This is a genomic window from Micromonospora ferruginea (assembly GCF_013694245.2).
In the GTDB taxonomy this organism is placed as follows: domain Bacteria; phylum Actinomycetota; class Actinomycetes; order Mycobacteriales; family Micromonosporaceae; genus Micromonospora; species Micromonospora robiginosa.
The window spans coordinates 3129633-3145822 of the sequence record NZ_CP059322.2; the positions used below are offsets into that span (position 1 = coordinate 3129633).

At 75.6% G+C, this 16190-nt stretch carries 12 protein-coding genes and 1 pseudogene; 2 read left to right on the forward strand and 11 right to left on the reverse strand.

Annotated features, from left to right (window positions below; all coding sequences use genetic code 11):
• Window positions 1-2448: 2448 nt before the first annotated feature.
• The 3 genes from H1D33_RS13320 to H1D33_RS13330 all read right to left on the reverse strand — a co-directional run bounded on the left by H1D33_RS13320 (window position 2449) and on the right by H1D33_RS13330 (window position 4867).
• Window positions 2449-3948, reverse strand: coding sequence for a replication-associated recombination protein A (locus H1D33_RS13320; protein WP_181567771.1), 1500 nt, complete (start codon window positions 3946-3948; stop codon window positions 2449-2451).
• 74 nt (window positions 3949-4022) lie between these two features.
• Window positions 4023-4235 (reverse strand): hypothetical protein, encoded by a 213-nt coding sequence (locus tag H1D33_RS13325; RefSeq protein ID WP_018785054.1) that lies wholly within the window; start codon window positions 4233-4235, stop codon window positions 4023-4025.
• A gap of 62 nt (window positions 4236-4297) precedes the next feature.
• The gene (locus H1D33_RS13330) at window positions 4298-4867 is read right to left on the reverse strand and encodes a GNAT family N-acetyltransferase (RefSeq protein ID WP_181567770.1); all 570 of its coding nucleotides are present in this window, start codon (window positions 4865-4867) and stop codon (window positions 4298-4300) included.
• 26 nt (window positions 4868-4893) lie between these two features.
• Here H1D33_RS13330 and H1D33_RS13335 point away from each other — a divergent pair, with 26 nt between their 5' ends.
• Window positions 4894-5634 carry a GNAT family N-acetyltransferase gene (locus H1D33_RS13335; RefSeq protein WP_181567769.1) on the forward strand — a complete coding sequence of 247 codons (741 nt, stop codon included), beginning with the start codon at window positions 4894-4896 and terminating at the stop codon, window positions 5632-5634.
• A 123-nt stretch (window positions 5635-5757) separates the two neighbouring features.
• Here the strand turns inward: H1D33_RS13335 and H1D33_RS13340 are convergent, their stop codons facing one another.
• The 6 genes from H1D33_RS13340 to H1D33_RS13365 all read right to left on the reverse strand — a co-directional run bounded on the left by H1D33_RS13340 (window position 5758) and on the right by H1D33_RS13365 (window position 12425).
• Complete coding sequence (locus tag H1D33_RS13340; protein WP_181567768.1) at window positions 5758-7167, reverse strand: MFS transporter; 1410 nt, start codon at window positions 7165-7167, stop codon at window positions 5758-5760.
• A complete protein-coding gene (locus H1D33_RS13345) occupies window positions 7164-7775 on the reverse strand; it encodes an ArsR/SmtB family transcription factor (protein ID WP_181567767.1) in 612 nt (203 codons plus the stop codon). Before H1D33_RS13345 ends, H1D33_RS13340 begins: the two co-directional genes overlap by 4 nt.
• A gap of 71 nt (window positions 7776-7846) precedes the next feature.
• The gene (locus tag H1D33_RS13350; RefSeq protein WP_181567766.1) at window positions 7847-8656 is read right to left on the reverse strand and encodes an SDR family oxidoreductase; all 810 of its coding nucleotides are present in this window, start codon (window positions 8654-8656) and stop codon (window positions 7847-7849) included.
• Between the two features lie 64 nt (window positions 8657-8720).
• Window positions 8721-10526, reverse strand: a complete 1806-nt coding sequence (gene aspS / locus H1D33_RS13355) for an aspartate--tRNA ligase (RefSeq protein ID WP_181567765.1) — start codon at window positions 10524-10526, stop codon at window positions 8721-8723.
• A 165-nt stretch (window positions 10527-10691) separates the two neighbouring features.
• Window positions 10692-11738, reverse strand: a complete 1047-nt coding sequence (locus tag H1D33_RS13360; RefSeq protein ID WP_181567764.1) for a S1 family peptidase — start codon at window positions 11736-11738, stop codon at window positions 10692-10694.
• A gap of 213 nt (window positions 11739-11951) precedes the next feature.
• Window positions 11952-12425 (reverse strand): winged helix-turn-helix transcriptional regulator, encoded by a 474-nt coding sequence (locus H1D33_RS13365; RefSeq protein WP_181567763.1) that lies wholly within the window; start codon window positions 12423-12425, stop codon window positions 11952-11954.
• Between the two features lie 56 nt (window positions 12426-12481).
• Here H1D33_RS13365 and H1D33_RS13370 point away from each other — a divergent pair, with 56 nt between their 5' ends.
• On the forward strand, window positions 12482-12976 hold the full coding sequence (locus H1D33_RS13370) for a PaaI family thioesterase (RefSeq protein ID WP_181567762.1): 495 nt from the start codon (window positions 12482-12484) through the stop codon (window positions 12974-12976).
• A gap of 880 nt (window positions 12977-13856) precedes the next feature.
• Here the strand turns inward: H1D33_RS13370 and H1D33_RS13375 are convergent.
• Together H1D33_RS13375 and hisS are read right to left on the reverse strand one after the other, a co-directional pair.
• Window positions 13857-14774: pseudogene (locus H1D33_RS13375) on the reverse strand (acyl-ACP desaturase); the annotation flags it as partial.
• 51 nt (window positions 14775-14825) lie between these two features.
• Window positions 14826-16160, reverse strand: coding sequence for a histidine--tRNA ligase (gene hisS / locus H1D33_RS13380; RefSeq protein WP_181567761.1), 1335 nt, complete (start codon window positions 16158-16160; stop codon window positions 14826-14828).
• Window positions 16161-16190 lie beyond the last annotated feature (30 nt).

The following is a 16190-nucleotide window of genomic DNA, read 5'->3' on the forward strand; positions in this document are numbered from 1 at the left end:
CGGTACGGCCGGGCCGGGCTGGTCGGGACGGACCGGCGGCACGGCGGCTCCGGCGCGGCCACCCGGCCCACGGTCGGCACCGCCCGGACGGGCCGGCTCCTCGGTCGGTGGGCCGGCCGGACGGCGGGTGGCCGGCATGGCCGGATCGGTGTGCGGCGTACGCCCGGCCTGCCGCAGCCAGTCGGCGGGGCGCTCCGGGCGCTGCGGACGTGGTTCGGCGGACTCGTCGGCCGCACGACGCCGGGCCCAGGTCGGGTCGGCACCCGGATCGGCCTCCCCGGCGGCGGCCCTGCGGCCACGGCCGGGCTCGCGACGGGCGGCGGGCGGACCCGCGCCCTGAACCGGACCGCCGGAGACGGGTGCGGCAGCGCCGGGCAGGCCTGGTGCGTTGCCGCTGCGCGGCACCACCGGGCCGTCCGGTTCCGGGGCGGCCCGTCGACCGGTTCCCGAGGTGGTCCGGGCGGCGGAGTCGACCCCGCCGACCGCCGACCGCCGGCCGGCCGGCGTCTCGTCCGGGCGGGAGCGCCGCCCGCCGCCGGGGACCGGGCGGGCACCCGGCTCGACGTCGGGACCGCCACCACCGGTCGGGCCGTCGACCGCGCCCTCCGGCGCCGCGCGACGACCGGCCCGGGAGGCGGGCCCACCGGAGGGTGCCTCGTCCGGCCGTGCCCGGCGGCCCGCACCGGAGACCGGCCGCACCCCGGCCGGGTCGTCGTCGGGCCGGACACGCCGACCCGGACCGGAGACCGGCCGGACCCCGGCCGGGTCGTCGTCGGCCCAGGCACGCCGGCCGTCGGCCGGCACGTCGTCCGGGCGGGCACGCCGACCGGCGCCGGAGACCGGCCGGATCGCGCTGGAGTCCTCGGGCAGCGCACGGCGTCCACCGGCGGCGGGCCGGGCCGCGGGGCCGGACCCGACCGGGCGGATCTCGGGCGTCTCCGCACCGTGCCGGCCACGCGGGGTGGGCGGCGTCACCACCCGGTCGCCGTCACCGTCGGCGGACGGCGGTCGACCCGGACCCGGCTCCACCGGGCCCCGGTCGGGCCCGGACCGTCCGGCGCCCGGTCCGGCTGCGGACGGCACCCGGGGACCCGCCGGGCCGAGTGGGCGGCCGGGGACGGGTGGTTGCTGGCCGGTCGGGGCGTCCGTGCCGCCGCGCGGCGGGAGACCACCCGGCCGGGGCGCCTCGGGCATGCCGGGCCAGGGGCCGTCGACGGGGCGGCGGGGCCGCCCGCCTCGGGGCCGGCCGGGCGGGCGGGCGGCGTCGCGGGCACGGATCCGTCCGGGCCGCGTCGGGTACCGGCGGCACGGGGATCGGGTCCGCCGCCACCGGGTGACGCCGGCGGGCCGGGACGACCGGCGCCGGGCGGCGGGTTCCCGCCGGGGCGGCCGGGACCCGGGGCATCGCGGCGCCGGGCCGCCCGATTCCTGGGGGCGTGTCGGCGCCGGGTCGCCCGACCCCGGGCGGCGTGTCGACACCCGGACGTCCGGTCACCGGCGGCATCGTCGCACCGGTGCGGCCCGCGGGTGGCGTCGTCGCGCCGGTACGGCCCGCCGGCGGCATCGCCGTACCGGTGCGGCCTGCAGGTGGCGTCGCCGCGCCGGGGCGGCCCGCCGGCGGCGTCGCCGTACCGGGGCGGCCGGCCGGCGGCGTCGGTGCGCCGGAACGACCGGTCACCGGCGGCATCGACGCGCCGGTGCGGTCGGCGGCCCCGGGGGCGGCCGTCGGGTGGGGCCGGCCCGGAGCCTGCGGCGAGGGCCCGGGCTGGCCGGCAGCCGGCGGCGGACCGGAACGGCCGGTCGGCGGCGTCGGCGCCCCCGGACGGTCCGGCCCCGGGGGCTGCGGCGACCCCGGGCGGCCCGCGGCGGAGGGCTGCGACCCAGGGTGACCCGGAGCGGAGGGCTGCGACCCAGGGTGACCCGGGGCGGAGGGCTGTGGCCCCGGGCGCCCCGGAACCGGAGGCTGTGCCATCGGGCGCGCCGGGGCCGAGGGCTGCCCGCCCGGGCCGGCCACCGGAGGCTGCGGCAGCGGCCGCCCCGGAGCGGGAGGCTGCGCGCCGGGTCGGGCCGTTCCCGGCGCGGGCGCGCCGGGGGCGGGAGGACGCGCAGCCGCGCGACTCGCCGGCGGGGTCGGTCCACCGGGCGCCGGTGGCGCGCCGGGGCCGGGAGCGGACGGACCGGACGGCGCCGCGCCGGGCGGGAAGGCGCCGCCGGGCCGCGGCCTCGGGCCGCCCGGCGTGTCGGCGACCGGCCCGGGCCCCTCCGGACCCAGCTCGCCGCGCTGTTGCTTGGCCGTGCGCAGGTCGTCGATCCAGCCGAACTCCTCGCCGGCCGGAGCCTGCTCCGGCTCGGCCTCGGCCCGGCCGCGTCCCCACCGGCGGCCCCGGGCCTTCGGATCGCGCCGCTCGTCGGGGCCGTCCGCCGGCCGCTCCGGACCACGCGCCATCACTACTGACCCCCCTCGGTGGCGTCGCCGCCACCCTCGCTCGCCCCGGCGGCCTGCTCGGTGCCGCCCACCCGGGCACCGTTCGCGGCTGCCGGCGCACCGGCCTCCCCCCGCGTCGCCGGTGCCGGCAACCCCCGCACGATGCGCCGCAGCACCGGCAGCCGGGTGGCCACCGCCCGCTCCGCGCCGTGCCCGCTGGGCCGGTAGTAGTCCGTCCCGACAAGGTCGTCCGGAGCGTACTGCTGGGTGACCACCCCCCGGTGGTCGTCGTGCGGGTAGCGGTAGCCGGTCCCGTGGCCGAGCCCGCGCGCCCCGGCGTAGTGGGCGTCGCGCAGCCCGCGCGGCACCGCACCGCCGCGACCGGCGCGTACGTCGGCGACGGCCGCGCCGATGGCGGCGGTGGCCGAGTTCGACTTCGGGGCGGTGGCGAGGTGGATCGCCGCCTGGGCGAGGTTGAGCTGCGCCTCGGGCAGGCCCACGTATTCCACCGCGTGCGCTGCGGCGGTGGCCACGGTCAGCGCGGTGGGATCGGCCATGCCCACGTCCTCGCTCGCGAAGATCACCATCCGGCGGGCGATGAACCGGGCGTCCTCGCCGGCCACCAGCATCCGGGCCAGCCAGTGCAGCGCCGCGTCCACGTCCGAGCCGCGCATGCTCTTGATGAAGGCACTCGTCACGTCGTAGTGCGCGTCGCCGTCGCGGTCGTAGCGCACCGCCGCCACGTCGACCGCCTGCTCGGCCACGGCCAGGTCGATCCGGTCGACGCCGGTGGCGGTCGCGGTGGCCGCCGCCGCCTCCAGCGCGGTGAGCGCCTTGCGCACGTCGCCGCCGGCGAGCCGGACCAGGTGGTCCTCCGCCTCCTCGGCGAGGGCCAGCGTGCCGGCGAGACCACGCTCGTCGGCCACCGCCCGGCGCAGCAGCCCGCGTACGGCGTCGTCGTCGAGCGCCTGGAGGGTGAGCAGCACGCAGCGCGAGAGCAGCGGTGAGATGACCGAGAAGTAGGGGTTCTCGGTGGTCGCGGCCAGCAGTGTCACCGTGCGGTCCTCGACGGCGGCGAGCAGGGAGTCCTGCTGGGTCTTGCTGAACCGGTGCACCTCGTCGATGAAGAGCACGGTCGGTGGGCCGCCGGAGCGGCGCTGTCGCCGGGCGGTCTCGATGACGGCGCGGACGTCCTTCACGCCGGCGGTCAGCGCGGACATCGCCACGAAGCGCCGGTCGGTGGCGTGGGCCACCAGGTGGGCGATGGTGGTCTTGCCGCTGCCCGGTGGGCCCCAGAGGATGACCGACATGGGCGCCGCGCCCTCGACCAGTTGACGCAGCGGCGCGCCGGGCGCGAGCAGGTGGTCCTGGCCGACCAGCTCGTCGATGCCGGCCGGCCGCATCCGCACCGGCAGCGGCGAGTCCGCCCGGGCGGCGGTGAACCCGTCGACGCCGCCGGCGGCCCCGGGTGCGCCGGGCGCTCCGGCGGGCTCGCCGAGGGTGAAGAGGGCGTCGGATTCCATCACGAGAACAGTACCGGGCCGGACCGACGGCGCCGGAATCGCGCCGCCGACCCGACCCGGGTGGTCGTTTCCGGTCAGCCGCGGCCCGGACGACGGCCGCGGTACCAGCGGCCGCCCCCACCGCCGCGCGGGCCGGAGCCGACGCCGGCCAGGTAGAGCGAGAGCAGCAGGAAACCGATGAGCATGAGGGTCGAGGTGCTGAACAGATCCGGCGCGCCGAGGTCGGTGTTCATGAAGTCGAGCAGCAGCGCGAAGCCGAACACGATGGCCGCGAGAATGGCGAGCATGTGGTTCCTCCGGTGGGGGTTCCCAGTAGGTCGGCGACGGATGTACCCGATCGGTCTGTTCGTCAATCTCCACCGTGGAACCGGTCGGTGGCGAGGATCGCGTACCGGGCCGAGTCCCACCAGACACCGCGGACCAGCAGGTGGTCGCGGCTCACCCCCTCCGGTCGCAGGCCGGCCTTCGCCAGCACCCGTTGCGAGGCGACGTTGTCGGGGCGGGTGGTCGCCTCCACCCGGTGCAACCCCACCCGGGTGAACGCGAGGTCCAGCAGCAGCGCCGCGATCTCCGTGCCGAGGCCGCCGCCCTGGTACGAGGTCCGCACCGCGTAGCCGATCTCACCGCGCCGGTGCTCCGCGGACGTCACCGCGAGCACACCCAGGCCGACCAGCCGGTCGCCGTCGACCGCCGCCAACCGGTACTCCGGGCGTGGCTCGTCGCCGGCCGCCGCCCGCCAGGCCGCGACGGCGGCCGTCACCGCGTCCAGGGTCGGCACGTCGTCGTCCAGCAGCCCGTCGGCCACGGCCGGCTCGGTGAGGAACGCGTGCAGGACCGGGGCGTCCGCGTCGGTCCACTCGCGCAGCGTGCACCGCGCGCCGGGCAGGTGGACCGCCCGGACGGAGCGGACGGGGGTCATGGCTGCTCCTCTCGTAGGCTGGCGGCATGATCGCTGCCGACCAGGTGCTGACCGGGCGGGAGGCGGTGCTCGCCGCGACCGACCACCACCCGTACGCCCGGCACGCGCTCCGGCGCGACCAGGTCGCACGGGGCTGGCGGCGCGACGGCGCGGTCGGTTGGCTGCTCCCGCCGGGTGAGTGGTCGGCCGGCGCCGCGCTCGGCACGCCCGGCCCGGCGCTGGAGGTCTTCGCCGCCCTGCGGGCGGACGGGACGCTGCCGGCCGGTCGGTCGGTGAACCTGTCCCGCGTCGCGCCGGCCGAGGTGGCCGCGCGCCTGCCGGCGGCCGGGCTGAGCGACTGGGACTTCCTCTGGACCACCGCCCCGCCACCGGCGCAGCCGGCGCAGGAGCGGGTGGTCCGGCTCTCCGGGGCCGACCACCCGGCGCTGGCCGCGCTGATCGAGGAGGCCTTCCCCGACAGCACCTCCCGGCCGGGTGACCGGGGCGTCGTCGACTGGTACGGCATCCGCGACGGTGACCGGCTGATCGCCTGCGGCGCCGACCGCAGCCGTGGCGACGTCGGCTTCCTCGCCGGGCTGACCGTGGCACCCGGCCGACGCGGCCGAGGGCTGGGCGCCGCGCTGACCGCCGGGATGACCCGCGCCCTGTTCGCCCGCTACGACCACGTGGCGCTGGGCGTCTACCCGGTCAACGTCGGCGCGATCCGGCTCTACCGCCGCCTCGGCTTCACGAACGTCGCGCACCGCACCTCGATCCGCCTGGCCTGAGTCCTCCCGCACCGGCGGCCCGACCGCCCCGGCTCGACGGCATGCGGGGCGATCGGCGACCCGGTCGGCGGCGCGTGACCCTCCCTCGGGCGGCCACCCCCGCGCCGGGCGAGACGCCATCCATCAGACGGACCGGCCCGCGGCAGCAGCACCAGCGGATGGTGCCGACGTCGGGACCGCCACCGGACCGGGGCCTGCGGGGCTCCCGTCGGGTCCGGTCGCAAGCACCGGGCCGGCACCGGAGCGCGCCGCCTCCCCGGACGCCACCGCCTCGGGCTCCGCGCTCCCGGCACGGGTGGCGGCCCGGCCGGCCCGCCAGGCGGGCAGGTAGAGCGGCGCGGCCACGGCCAGCGCCACGGCGCCGACCAGCATGGCGGTGCCGATGCTGGTGGCGTCCGCCAGCGCGGTCAGCACCACCGCGCCGAGCGCCCCGGCCGGCTGGGCCATCATCGAGTTCAGCGACAGCACGCTGGTCCGGTACGGCCCGTCGACCTGCCGGTGCAGCAGCCCCATGTGCAGCGGGTTCGACGCGCCGTGCACGGCGTAGCAGGCCAGGTAGGCGATCAGCACGCCGATCGGGCCGGCGAGCAGGCCCATGCCGACCACGGTGACGCCCTGGAGCACGCGCAGCAGCGCGGCGGCCGGGGCGGCGCCGAGCCGGCGCAGCAGGAGCGGGGTGAGCGCGGCGCCGGCCGCGTTGGCCAGCCAGGCCGCCGTGCCGGCAGGGCCGAGCAGCGTCGCCGCGCGGTCGGCGTCACCGACGACCTCGGAGAGCCGCACCGGCAGCAGCGACTCGAAGGTGACCATGCCGAAGCCCCAGAACAGCTCGACCGAGACCAGCGCCAGCAGCACCCGGTTGCGGCGCAGCAGGCCGACGGCCTGGCCGACCATCCGGGGCGCCTCCACCACCGAGGCGCGCAGCGCGGCCGGACCGGAGGCGGGCCGCTGCTCGGTCATGAGCAGCAGCAGCGCCACGATCGAGACCCCCTGGAGCACGGCGGCGACGAGCACCGGCAGGGTCAGCGCGCTGACCGGGCCGACCGGGCCGAGCGCGACCAGGCCGCCGCCGAGCAGCGCGCCGGCGCCGATGGCGACCCCGACGACGGTGCCGGCCCAGCCGAGGCCGCGTTCGTACTCGGCGTCCGGGTCGGCGGCCAGGGTGGCGTCGACGTACCAGGACTCCAGCGGGCCGCTGTCGAGCGCCCGGTAGACGCCCTGCAACGCCCAGACCAGGAAGAACATCCAGAACGAGTCGGCCACCGCCATCAGCGCCAGGGAGACGAGCGCGACCGCCCAGGCGACCAGCAGCACCGGCTTGCGGCCGAGCGCGTCGGCGAGCCCGCCGGTGGGCAGCTCCAGCGCCAGCACCACCAGGCCCTGCGCGGTGGCGACCAGACCGATCTGCGACAGCGACAGGCCGCGTTCCTGCATCAACAGGATCATCACGGTCATCAGCAGGCCGCTGGGCAGCCAGCGCAGGCCGTAGAGCGTGAGGTAGCGGAACCGGACCTGGCGTACGGACAGGGTGCTCACGGCTTCTCCTCGGCGGGTGGCAGGACGGTGCTCAACGGGAAGGCGGCGAGGTAGAGCTGCACCATCTCGGCGTCGGGGTCGTCGGGGTCGGTCTCGTCGCGGTGACGTTCGAAGAGCGCGAACACCTCCGCCTTGATCGCCTCGAGGCGGGCGGCCGGGATGCGCATGAAGAAGTCGCCCATGCCGAACGCGTCGCGCCAGGCCGGCGACCACTCGTGCCGCCGGGCGGCCCACCGTTCGGCGTGGTGGCTGAAGAAGCGGATGTAGTCCGCCTCGATCCACTCGATGGCGGCGCGGGCGTCCGGGTCGTCGTCGTAGTCGCTGGCCTCCCACTGGGTGACCTCGTGCGCGGCGCGCCAGTATCGCTGCCGGCCGGTGCCCAGGTCCGGGTCCTCGACCACCATGCCGACCTCGGCGAGCTGGCGCAGGTGGTAGCTGGTCGCGCCGGTGTTGGTGTCGAGCAGCTCGGCCAGCCGGGTGGCGGTGGACGGCCCGTTCACCCGCAGCGCGCCGACCAGGCGCATCCGCAGCGGATGGGCCAGCACCCGCACCTGCTGGTGGTCGAGGCGGACGCGGCGCGGCTCGGGACGGGTCGGTTCACTCTCCATGCGATGCACAATATCTGTGCAAATTTAGTGTGCACAAGACCCGTGCAAAGAAACTGTGCAACCGGTGGGGCTCAGCCGAACAGCTCGGCGACGCCGCGCAGCCGGGTCCGGAGCAGGCCGGCCGCCCGGGCCGAGTCGAGGCGTACCTCGATCGGGCGGAACAGGCCGGCGGCGACCGTGGTGGTGGTCCGCAGCCCGGCCGGGTCGACGCCGAGCCGGCGGGCCAGCAGCCGCCCCACGTCGGCGCGGCTGACCTCGTCCGGGCCGGCCACGTTGAGCGGCCCGGCCAGGTCGGTGGGCAGCAGCTCCAGCACCGCGGCGGCCAGGTCGCCCACGTCGACCGGGCAACGGATCTCGTCGCTGAACAGCGTGGCCCGGCCGACGAGCGCGTCCCGGCAGCGCTGGATCTGCTTGCTGCCCTCCCCCAGGATCAGCGACGTCCGCACCAGCAGCGCGCCCGGGTCGACCGCGCGCACCGCCGTCTCGGCCGCCGCCTTCGCCGCCCCGTACGGATACACCGGCGTGGGCACCGCCGCGTCCGGGTACGGCTCCGGCCGCCCGGCGTGCACCGCGTCGCTGGACAGGTGCACCAACCGCGCCCCCACCTCGGCGGCGGCGGACGCGACGTGGCCCGCCCCGTCGGCGGTGACCGCCCAGTCGTCGAAGCGGTACGGCGTGCTGACCACCGCGTCGGGGCGTACCCCGGTCAGCAGCGCGCGCACCGCGGCGCGGTCGGTGACGTCCAGCCGGCGCGACGCGGCGCCCGGCACCGCGACGGCGGTCGAGTGGTACGTGCCGACCACCCGGTGCCCGGCGGCGACCGCCCGCCGGCACACCTCGCCGCCGAGAAAGCCGCTGGCGCCCACCACGAGCAGGTCCATCCGTCCCCCTGATGATCGAAAAGGCCCGCGTCATCATGACGCGGGCCCTTCGACGAGGCGAGGATCAGGTCGGGTCGGCCACCGGCGCGGCCGGGCCGGCAGTGCCGGCGTGCGGGGCGGCCGGCGCCTTCGGCTTGGCGTCGATGCCCGCCTCGGCGCGCTGCTGCCCGGTGATCGGCGTCGGCGCGCCGGTCAGCGGATCGAAGCCGCCACGGGTCTTCGGGAACGCGATCACCTCGCGGATCGAGTCCGCGCCGGCCAGCAGCATGCAGACCCGGTCCCAGCCGAACGCGATGCCGCCGTGCGGCGGGGCGCCGTACTTGAACGCCTCCAGCAGGAAGCCGAACTTGTCCTGCGCCTCCTCGGGCGTGATGCCGAGCAGGTCGAACACCCGCTGCTGCACGTCGCCCCGGTGGATACGGATCGAGCCGCCGCCGATCTCGTTGCCGTTGCAGACGATGTCGTACGCGTAGGCCAGCGCCCGGTCCGGCGCCTCCTCGAACCGGTCCACCCACTCGGCGTTCGGCGAGGTGAACGGGTGGTGCACGGCGGTCCACCCGCCGTCGTCAGTCCGTTCGAACATCGGCGCGTCGACCACCCAGCAGAACGCCCAGGCGCTCTCGTCGACCAGCCCGGCCCGCTTGGCGATCTCGATCCGGGCCGCGCCGAGCAGCTCCTGCGCCTCCCGGGTGTTCGTGCTCGCGGCGAAGAACACCGCGTCGCCGGGCTTCGCGCCGACCGCGTCGGCCAGCCCGCCCAGGTGCTCCTCGGACAGGTTCTTCGCCACCGGCCCGCGCGCCTCGCCGGTCTCCGCGTCGAGCACCACGTACGCCAGGCCGCGCGCGCCGCGCGCCTTCGCCCAGTCCTGCCAGCCGTCCAGCTCCTTGCGGGTCTGGCTCGCGCCGCCGGGCATGACCACGGCGCCGACGTAGCCGCCCGCGTCGATCGCGCCGGCGAACACCCGGAACGCGGTGCCGCGCAGGTATTCGGTCAGCTCGGTCAGCTCCACGCCGTAGCGCAGGTCCGGCTTGTCGGAGCCGTAGCGGGCCATCGCGTCGTGCCAGGTGATGCGCGGGATCGGCCGGCTGATCTCGTGTCCGGCCAGGTCCTTCCAGAGCGAGGAGACGATCGCCTCGCCGAGGTCGATCACGTCGTCCTCGGTGACGAACGACATCTCGATGTCGAGCTGGGTGAACTCCGGCTGCCGGTCGGCGCGGAAGTCCTCGTCGCGGTAGCAGCGGGCGATCTGGTAGTAGCGCTCCATGCCGCCGACCATGAGCAACTGCTTGAAGAGCTGCGGGGACTGCGGCAGGGCGTACCAGCTCCCCGGCTGCAGGCGCACCGGGACCAGGAAGTCGCGCGCGCCCTCCGGGGTGGAGCGGGTCAGCGTGGGCGTCTCGATCTCCAGGAAGCCCCGCTCGTGCAGCACCGTGCGGGCGAGCTGGTTGGCGCGCGAGCGCAGCCGCATCGCCTTCGCCGGGCCGCCCCGGCGCAGGTCCAGGTAGCGGTACTTGAGCCGGATGTCGTCGCCGGCCTCGACCTGGTCGTCCACCGGCAGCGGCAGCGGCGCGGCCTCGGAGAGCACCTCCAGCGCGGCGGCGGTCACCTCGACCTCGCCGGTCGGCAGCTCGGGGTTCTCGTTGCCCTCGGGGCGGCGGGTCACCTCGCCGGTGACCTTGACGCAGAACTCGTTGCGCAGCGCGTGCGCGTCCTCCTCGCGGAAGACCACCTGCACCACGCCGGAGGCGTCGCGCAGGTCGACGAAGATGACACCGCCGTGGTCGCGCCGGCGGGCCACCCACCCGGCGAGCGTCACCGTCGAGCCGGCGTCCGCGGCGCGCAGGCTTCCGGCATTGTGGGTACGGATCACGGCTGGCGACTCCTCATCTGTCCACGACTGCTCCCCGCATTCTGTCAGGGCGGGCCGGCCGGCTCCCCGGCACCCGTCGAGGCGCACCCGTCGGGCGGCCCGCGCCGGTCCGTACGCGCGGAACGGGCCGCCGGTCGCCCGGCGGCCCGTTCGTGTGGCGGGGGATCAGAAGACGCTCACGCCGTAGACGCTGAGCGGCTCGGTGACCGGCTGGAAGTAGGTGGTGCCGCCGGTACGGCAGTTGCCGCTGCCGCCGGAGGTGAGGCCGAGCGCGGTGCTGCCGGCGAAGAGCGAGCCGCCGCTGTCGCCGCCCTCGGCGCAGACGTTGGTGCGGATCAGGCCGGAGACGCTGCCCTCGGCGTAGTTGACCGTCGCGTTGGTGGCCGAGACGGAGCCGCTGCGCAGGCCGGTGGTGCTGCCGGAACGCCGCACCGCCTGGCCGACGTACGCGTTGCCGGCCGTGGTGATGTCCTGGTAGCTGCCGTTGTAGAGGGAGACGTTGCCGGCCGCGTTGGCCGAGTTGCTGTGCCGGACGATGCCGTAGTCGTTGCCCGGGAAGCTGGTGCCGGTCCGGGTGCCGAGCACGGAGGTCTGGCTGGAGTTCGAGTACCAGGTCGAGCCGAGGTTGGTGCAGTGCCCGGCGGTCAGGAAGTAGTAGGTCGAGCCGCTGCGCACGTTGAAGCCGAGCGAGCAGCGGTAGCCGCCGGTGTAGATGGCCTGGCCGCCGGAGATCCGGGTGGTCAGGGTGCCGGCCTCGGCCTCGATGCGGACCGCGCCGCCGGTGCGGGCGGCCGCGGCCTTGACCCGCTCCAGCTTGGCACCGGTGACGGTGCTGTCGACGGAGACGACGACCTGGTTGGTCGCCGCGTCGGTCCACCAGGCGGTGCCCGGGATCTTGGCGGAGCGCTCCAGCTCGCTGGTGGCGGCCTTGAGCTGGTTGGCGCCGCGGGTGACGAGCTTCGGGATGGCGCCGGCGGCGTGCACCTGGCGGGCGGCCGCGGCGTCGGTCACCGTGACGACCATCTTGCCGCTGGCGTCGGCGTACGTGCCGGCGGCGCGGTCGCCGAGCTTGGCGACGAGGCCGGCGGCGGCGTCGGGTGAGGCGGCCGACGGGGCGGCCTGGGCGGGCGCGCCGAGCAGGGAGCCGGTGACGAGGGTGCCGGCCACGGCGATGGCGGCGGCGCGACGGAGCGTGGACCTCGTGGGTCGCATGTAACAACCTCCGAATGGGGGTGAACGGGCGTCGTCATGGGGAAACGCCCGAGGGCAACCCGGGCGACCTGGGGAAACCGTCCGGGCTGACCAAAGTATTCACATATTTAAGATCGTAAGCAAGACATGTGTTTGCCCGGATTCGCACCGACACCCGATGTAACACCCAAGCAACAAGATCGTCACCGGGTGTCAGAGCCGCCGCCGGCTCGCTCAGTCGCGGCGACGCGCCCCGGGGCCCGGGCGCGGCAGCACGTCGCGCGGCTCGGTCAGCTCGTGCCCCTCGGCGCAGCGCAACGCCACCCGCACCTCGGCGCCGCAGTCGCGGTGCGTCACGGTCAGCGGCGCGCCCTGCGGATCGGCGAGATAGCGGTCGCCCCAACCGAGCACCGCGACCAACACCGGCCACAGGTCCAGCCCCATCTCGGTGAGCCGGTACTCGTGCCGCTCCCGGCTGCCCGGCTCGCGGTACGGCTCCCGGCGCAGCACCCCGCGCTCCACCAGCATGGCCAGGCGGTTGGTCAACACCTGACGCGGGACGCCGGTGCGCACCCGCATGTCGTCGAAGCGGCGCACGCCGCTGAACACCTCACGGAGCACGACCACGGTCCACCGCTCGCCGAGGATCTCCATGGCGCGCGCGATGGTGCAGTTCTCCACCGACCAGTCCAGTGCCGCGGGTCTCATGCCGACCAGGCTAGGTCTGATTGACAGACTCAGCAACGCGCTGCGAGGCTGGGTCCATGACTGAGACGCAGGAGCGCAGCCGCACGTTCACCTGGGCCGACCCGGTCGCCGGCGCCGCCCATGTGGGCCGGCGCAGCGGCCTCGACCTGATGCGCGCGATGATCGCCGGCGAACTGGCCGCCCCGCCGATCACCAACCTGATCGACATCGCCCGGATGGAGGCCGACGAGGGCCGGGTCGTGGTCGAGCTGCTGCCGCAGGAGTTCCACTACAACCCGCTCGGCACCGTGCACGGCGGCGTCCTCTCCACGCTGCTGGACACCGCCGCCGGCTGCGCCGTGCACACCACGCTGCCGGCCGGCGTCGGCTACACGTCGCTCGACCTCAACGTGAAGTTCCTGCGCCCGGTCACCGTGGCCAGCGGCACCCTGCGCTGCGAGGGCACCGTGCTGCAGCGCGGCCGCCGCACCGCCCTGGCCGAGGCCCGCCTCACCGACCCGGCGAACCGCCTGGTAGCCCACGCCACCTCAACCTGCCTCCTCTTCCCCTGAACCACCACCCCGCCTAACCCCCTCCCCTCCCCTCCCCTCTTTCGCCCCCGCCCTCCCCGGCGATCTTGCACTTTCGGCCCGGGAAACGTCCGGATCGCACCCTTTGCCGGGGCCGCAAGTGCAAGATCGCCGGGGACGGGAGGGTTCCGGTCGAGGATCAGGCGCTGTGTCCCCGGCGCTCCCGGCCACCCGGGGCCGGCGGGTGGAACGCCATGGGTGCGTCGGGCCGCCGTAGGCACCTACGGCGTTCCACCCGCGCCCATGCGTCGCTCGCGACAGGACCAGCGTGGGTGCGTCACGGCCCGGCAGACGCCCGCGGCGTTCCACCCGGCTGCCCCACGACCACGCGCCCCGCGATCGCAGCCCACCCACCCACAGCCCTCACGAACAACCCCTCACCCACCCGCTCACGCTCACCCAGTCCCACCGACCCTCGGACCGGTCGAGCCAGACCGGACCGGACCGGACGGACCGGACCGGACGGACCGGACCGGACGGACCGGACCGGACGGACCGGACCGGACGGACCGGACCGGACGGCCCCGGACCCGACGAGCCGGACCGGACGGACGGACCGGACCCGACGAGCCGGGCCGGACGAGCCGGGCCGGACGAGCCGGGCCGGACGAGCCGGGCCGGACGAGCCGGGCTGGTCGGGTGACCAAGGAGTTCGTGTCAGTCTGGAGATCAACTCCGACACAAAGCCCTTGATCACGCCGCGGCAGGGGTCCGGCACGCGCACGAAGGAGTGAAAGCGGGGTTGATCATGGAGTTAGCGGTGCGGGGCGTCCGTTTTGTCGCCGCTAACTTCATGATCGCCGGGGCCTGGTGAGGGGGCCTGCGGGGAGGAGGAGGGGTGGGGGTCAGGGGTGGGGGTTAGGCGGGCGGCTCGGGTGGCTCGGCGGTCCTCGAAGCGGGACGCCTGGGTCTCCAGGGTGTCCAGGTGGGCGGCGATCTGCTCGCGGGCGGCCTCGCCGTCACCGGTCAGGCCGGTCACCTCGAACAGGTTCCACTGGCGCAGCACCGGCATCACCACCTCGTCCCGGTGCTGGCGCAGGTCGTAGATGCCGGCCAGGGCGATCGCCACCGACTTGCGGGCGAAGCCGTCGATGCCGACGCCGGGCATCTGGAAGTCCGCCAGCACGTCGGCCACCGCCCGCATGGCCTGGCTCGGCGCCAACTCGAACGCCGCGGCGAGCAGGTTGCGGTAGAAGACCATGTGCAGGTTCTCGTCCGCCGCCACCCGGGCCAGCAACGCCTCGCAGGCCGGGTCGCCGGTGGCCCGGCCGGTGTTGCGGTGCGAGATGCGGGTCGCCAGCTCCTGGAACGACACGTACGCCAGCGAGTGCAGCACCTCGTCGTCGTGGACGTTGTGGTAGCCGGCGGACATGTGCACCATCCGGGCCCGCTCCAGCGCCACCGGGTCCACCGCCCGAGTCACCGTGAGGTAGTCGCGGATCGCGATGCCGTGCCGCCCCTCCTCGGCGGTCCACCGGTGCACCCAGGTGCCCCACGCGCCGTCGCGCCCGAACAGCGTGGCGATCTCGTGGTGGTAGGAGGGCAGGTTGTCCTCGGTGAGCAGGTTGACGATCAGCGCCGTCCGCGCCACCTCGGGGATCGTCGAGTCGGAGTCCGACCAGGCCTCGCCGCCGAGCGGGCCGTCGAAGGTGCGGCCGGCGCTCCACGGCACGTACTCGTGCGGGAACCACTCCTTGGCAAGCGAGAGGTGCCGGTCGAGGTTCTTCTCGACCACGGGCTCGAGTTCGACGAGCAGGGCGGTCTGGCTGAGCACGGTCACGACGTTCTCCCTACGGTGGCGTAACTTACGCCACCGTAGGTCGAATCGTCGTCAGGCGCCAGTGCCGGCGACCAGCGGCGCCAGGTCCGCGCGCGGCGGCGTCCACTCGCCCGCCGCCGCGGCCACCTGCTCGCCGGAGCGGATGTCCTTCACCTCGTCGCCGTCCGCGCCGGGGAACCAGACGTACGGGATGCCGCGCCGCTCGGCGTACCGGATCTGCTTGCCGAACTTCGCCGCGGACGGTGACACCTCGGTCGGGACGCCCCGCGACCGCAGCGCTGCCGCGACCGCGTCGCTGGCGGCCCGGTCCTCCTCGGCGGTGACCGCGACCAGCACGCAGGTCGGCACCGACCGGGACACCGACAGCGCGTCCGCGCCGAAGAGCAGGCCGAGGAGGCGGGTCACGCCGATCGAGATGCCCACGCCCGGGAACCGGACGGCGCCGGAGCTGGCCAGGTTGTCGTAGCGGCCACCGGAGCAGATCGAGCCGAACCGCTCGTAGCCGACCATCTGCGTCTCGTAGACGGTGCCGGTGTAGTAGTCGAGCCCGCGGGCGATGCGCAGGTCGGCGACGCACAGGCCCGGGGCGTGCGCGGCGGCGGTCTCCACCACGGCGGTCAACTCCGCGACGCCCTCGTCCAGCAGCGGGTCGCTCACCCCGAGGGCCCGGACCGCGTCGGCGAAGGACGCGTCGGGGGCGGAGATCTCGGCCAGCGCCAGGCACGCCTTGGCCTGCGCCTCGCTCGCCCCGGCGGTCTCGGCCAGCAGCTCGGCCACCTTCGCCGGCCCGATCTTGTCGAGCTTGTCCACCGCGCGCAGCGCCGCCTCCGGATCGGTCAGCCCGATGCCCCGGTAGAAGCCCTCGCAGATCTTGCGGTTGTTGACCTGGATGCGTACCGGCGGGATGGGCAGCGCGCGCAGCGCGTCGCCGATGACCAGGGGCATCTCGGCTTCGTAGTGCGGCGGCAGCGTGTCCCGGTCGACGATGTCGATGTCGGCCTGGAGGAACTCCCGGTAGCGGCCCTCCTGCGGGCGCTCGCCCCGCCACACCTTCTGGATCTGGTAGCGGCGGAACGGGAACTGCAGCTTGCCGGCGTTCTCCAGCACGTAGCGGGCGAACGGCACGGTCAGGTCGAAGTGCAGGCCGAGCGCGTCGTCGCCGGTCGGGCCGTCGGCGTCGGCCTGCAACCGGCGCAGCAGGTAGACCTCCTTCGAGGTCTCCCCCTTGCGCAGCAACTGGTCCAGCGGCTCGACCGACCTGGTCTCCAGCGGCGCGAAGCCGTACAGCTCGAACGTGGCGCGGATCCGGTCCAGCACGAACTGCTCGATCATCCGCTGCGCCGGCGTCCACTCGGGGAAGCCGGAGATGGGCGTGGGCTTGCTCATGGCGTGCTCCTTGGGCACCCGCGCGGGGCG

Excerpts from the sequence above, each read along its gene's own strand:
- H1D33_RS13320 (WP_181567771.1), bottom strand. The coding sequence starts at position 3,948 with ATGGAATCCGACGCCCTCTTCACCCTCGGCGAGCCCGCCGGAGCGCCC.
- H1D33_RS13325 (WP_018785054.1), bottom strand. The coding sequence starts at position 4,235 with ATGCTCGCCATTCTCGCGGCCATCGTGTTCGGCTTCGCGCTGCTGCTC.
- H1D33_RS13330 (WP_181567770.1), bottom strand. The coding sequence starts at position 4,867 with ATGACCCCCGTCCGCTCCGTCCGGGCGGTCCACCTGCCCGGCGCGCGG.
- H1D33_RS13335 (WP_181567769.1), top strand. The coding sequence starts at position 4,894 with ATGATCGCTGCCGACCAGGTGCTGACCGGGCGGGAGGCGGTGCTCGCC.
- H1D33_RS13345 (WP_181567767.1), bottom strand. The coding sequence starts at position 7,775 with ATGGAGAGTGAACCGACCCGTCCCGAGCCGCGCCGCGTCCGCCTCGAC.
- H1D33_RS13350 (WP_181567766.1), bottom strand. The coding sequence starts at position 8,656 with ATGGACCTGCTCGTGGTGGGCGCCAGCGGCTTTCTCGGCGGCGAGGTG.
- H1D33_RS13360 (WP_181567764.1), bottom strand. The coding sequence starts at position 11,738 with ATGCGACCCACGAGGTCCACGCTCCGTCGCGCCGCCGCCATCGCCGTG.
- H1D33_RS13365 (WP_181567763.1), bottom strand. The coding sequence starts at position 12,425 with ATGAGACCCGCGGCACTGGACTGGTCGGTGGAGAACTGCACCATCGCG.
- H1D33_RS13370 (WP_181567762.1), top strand. The coding sequence starts at position 12,482 with ATGACTGAGACGCAGGAGCGCAGCCGCACGTTCACCTGGGCCGACCCG.
- hisS (WP_181567761.1), bottom strand. The coding sequence starts at position 16,160 with ATGAGCAAGCCCACGCCCATCTCCGGCTTCCCCGAGTGGACGCCGGCG.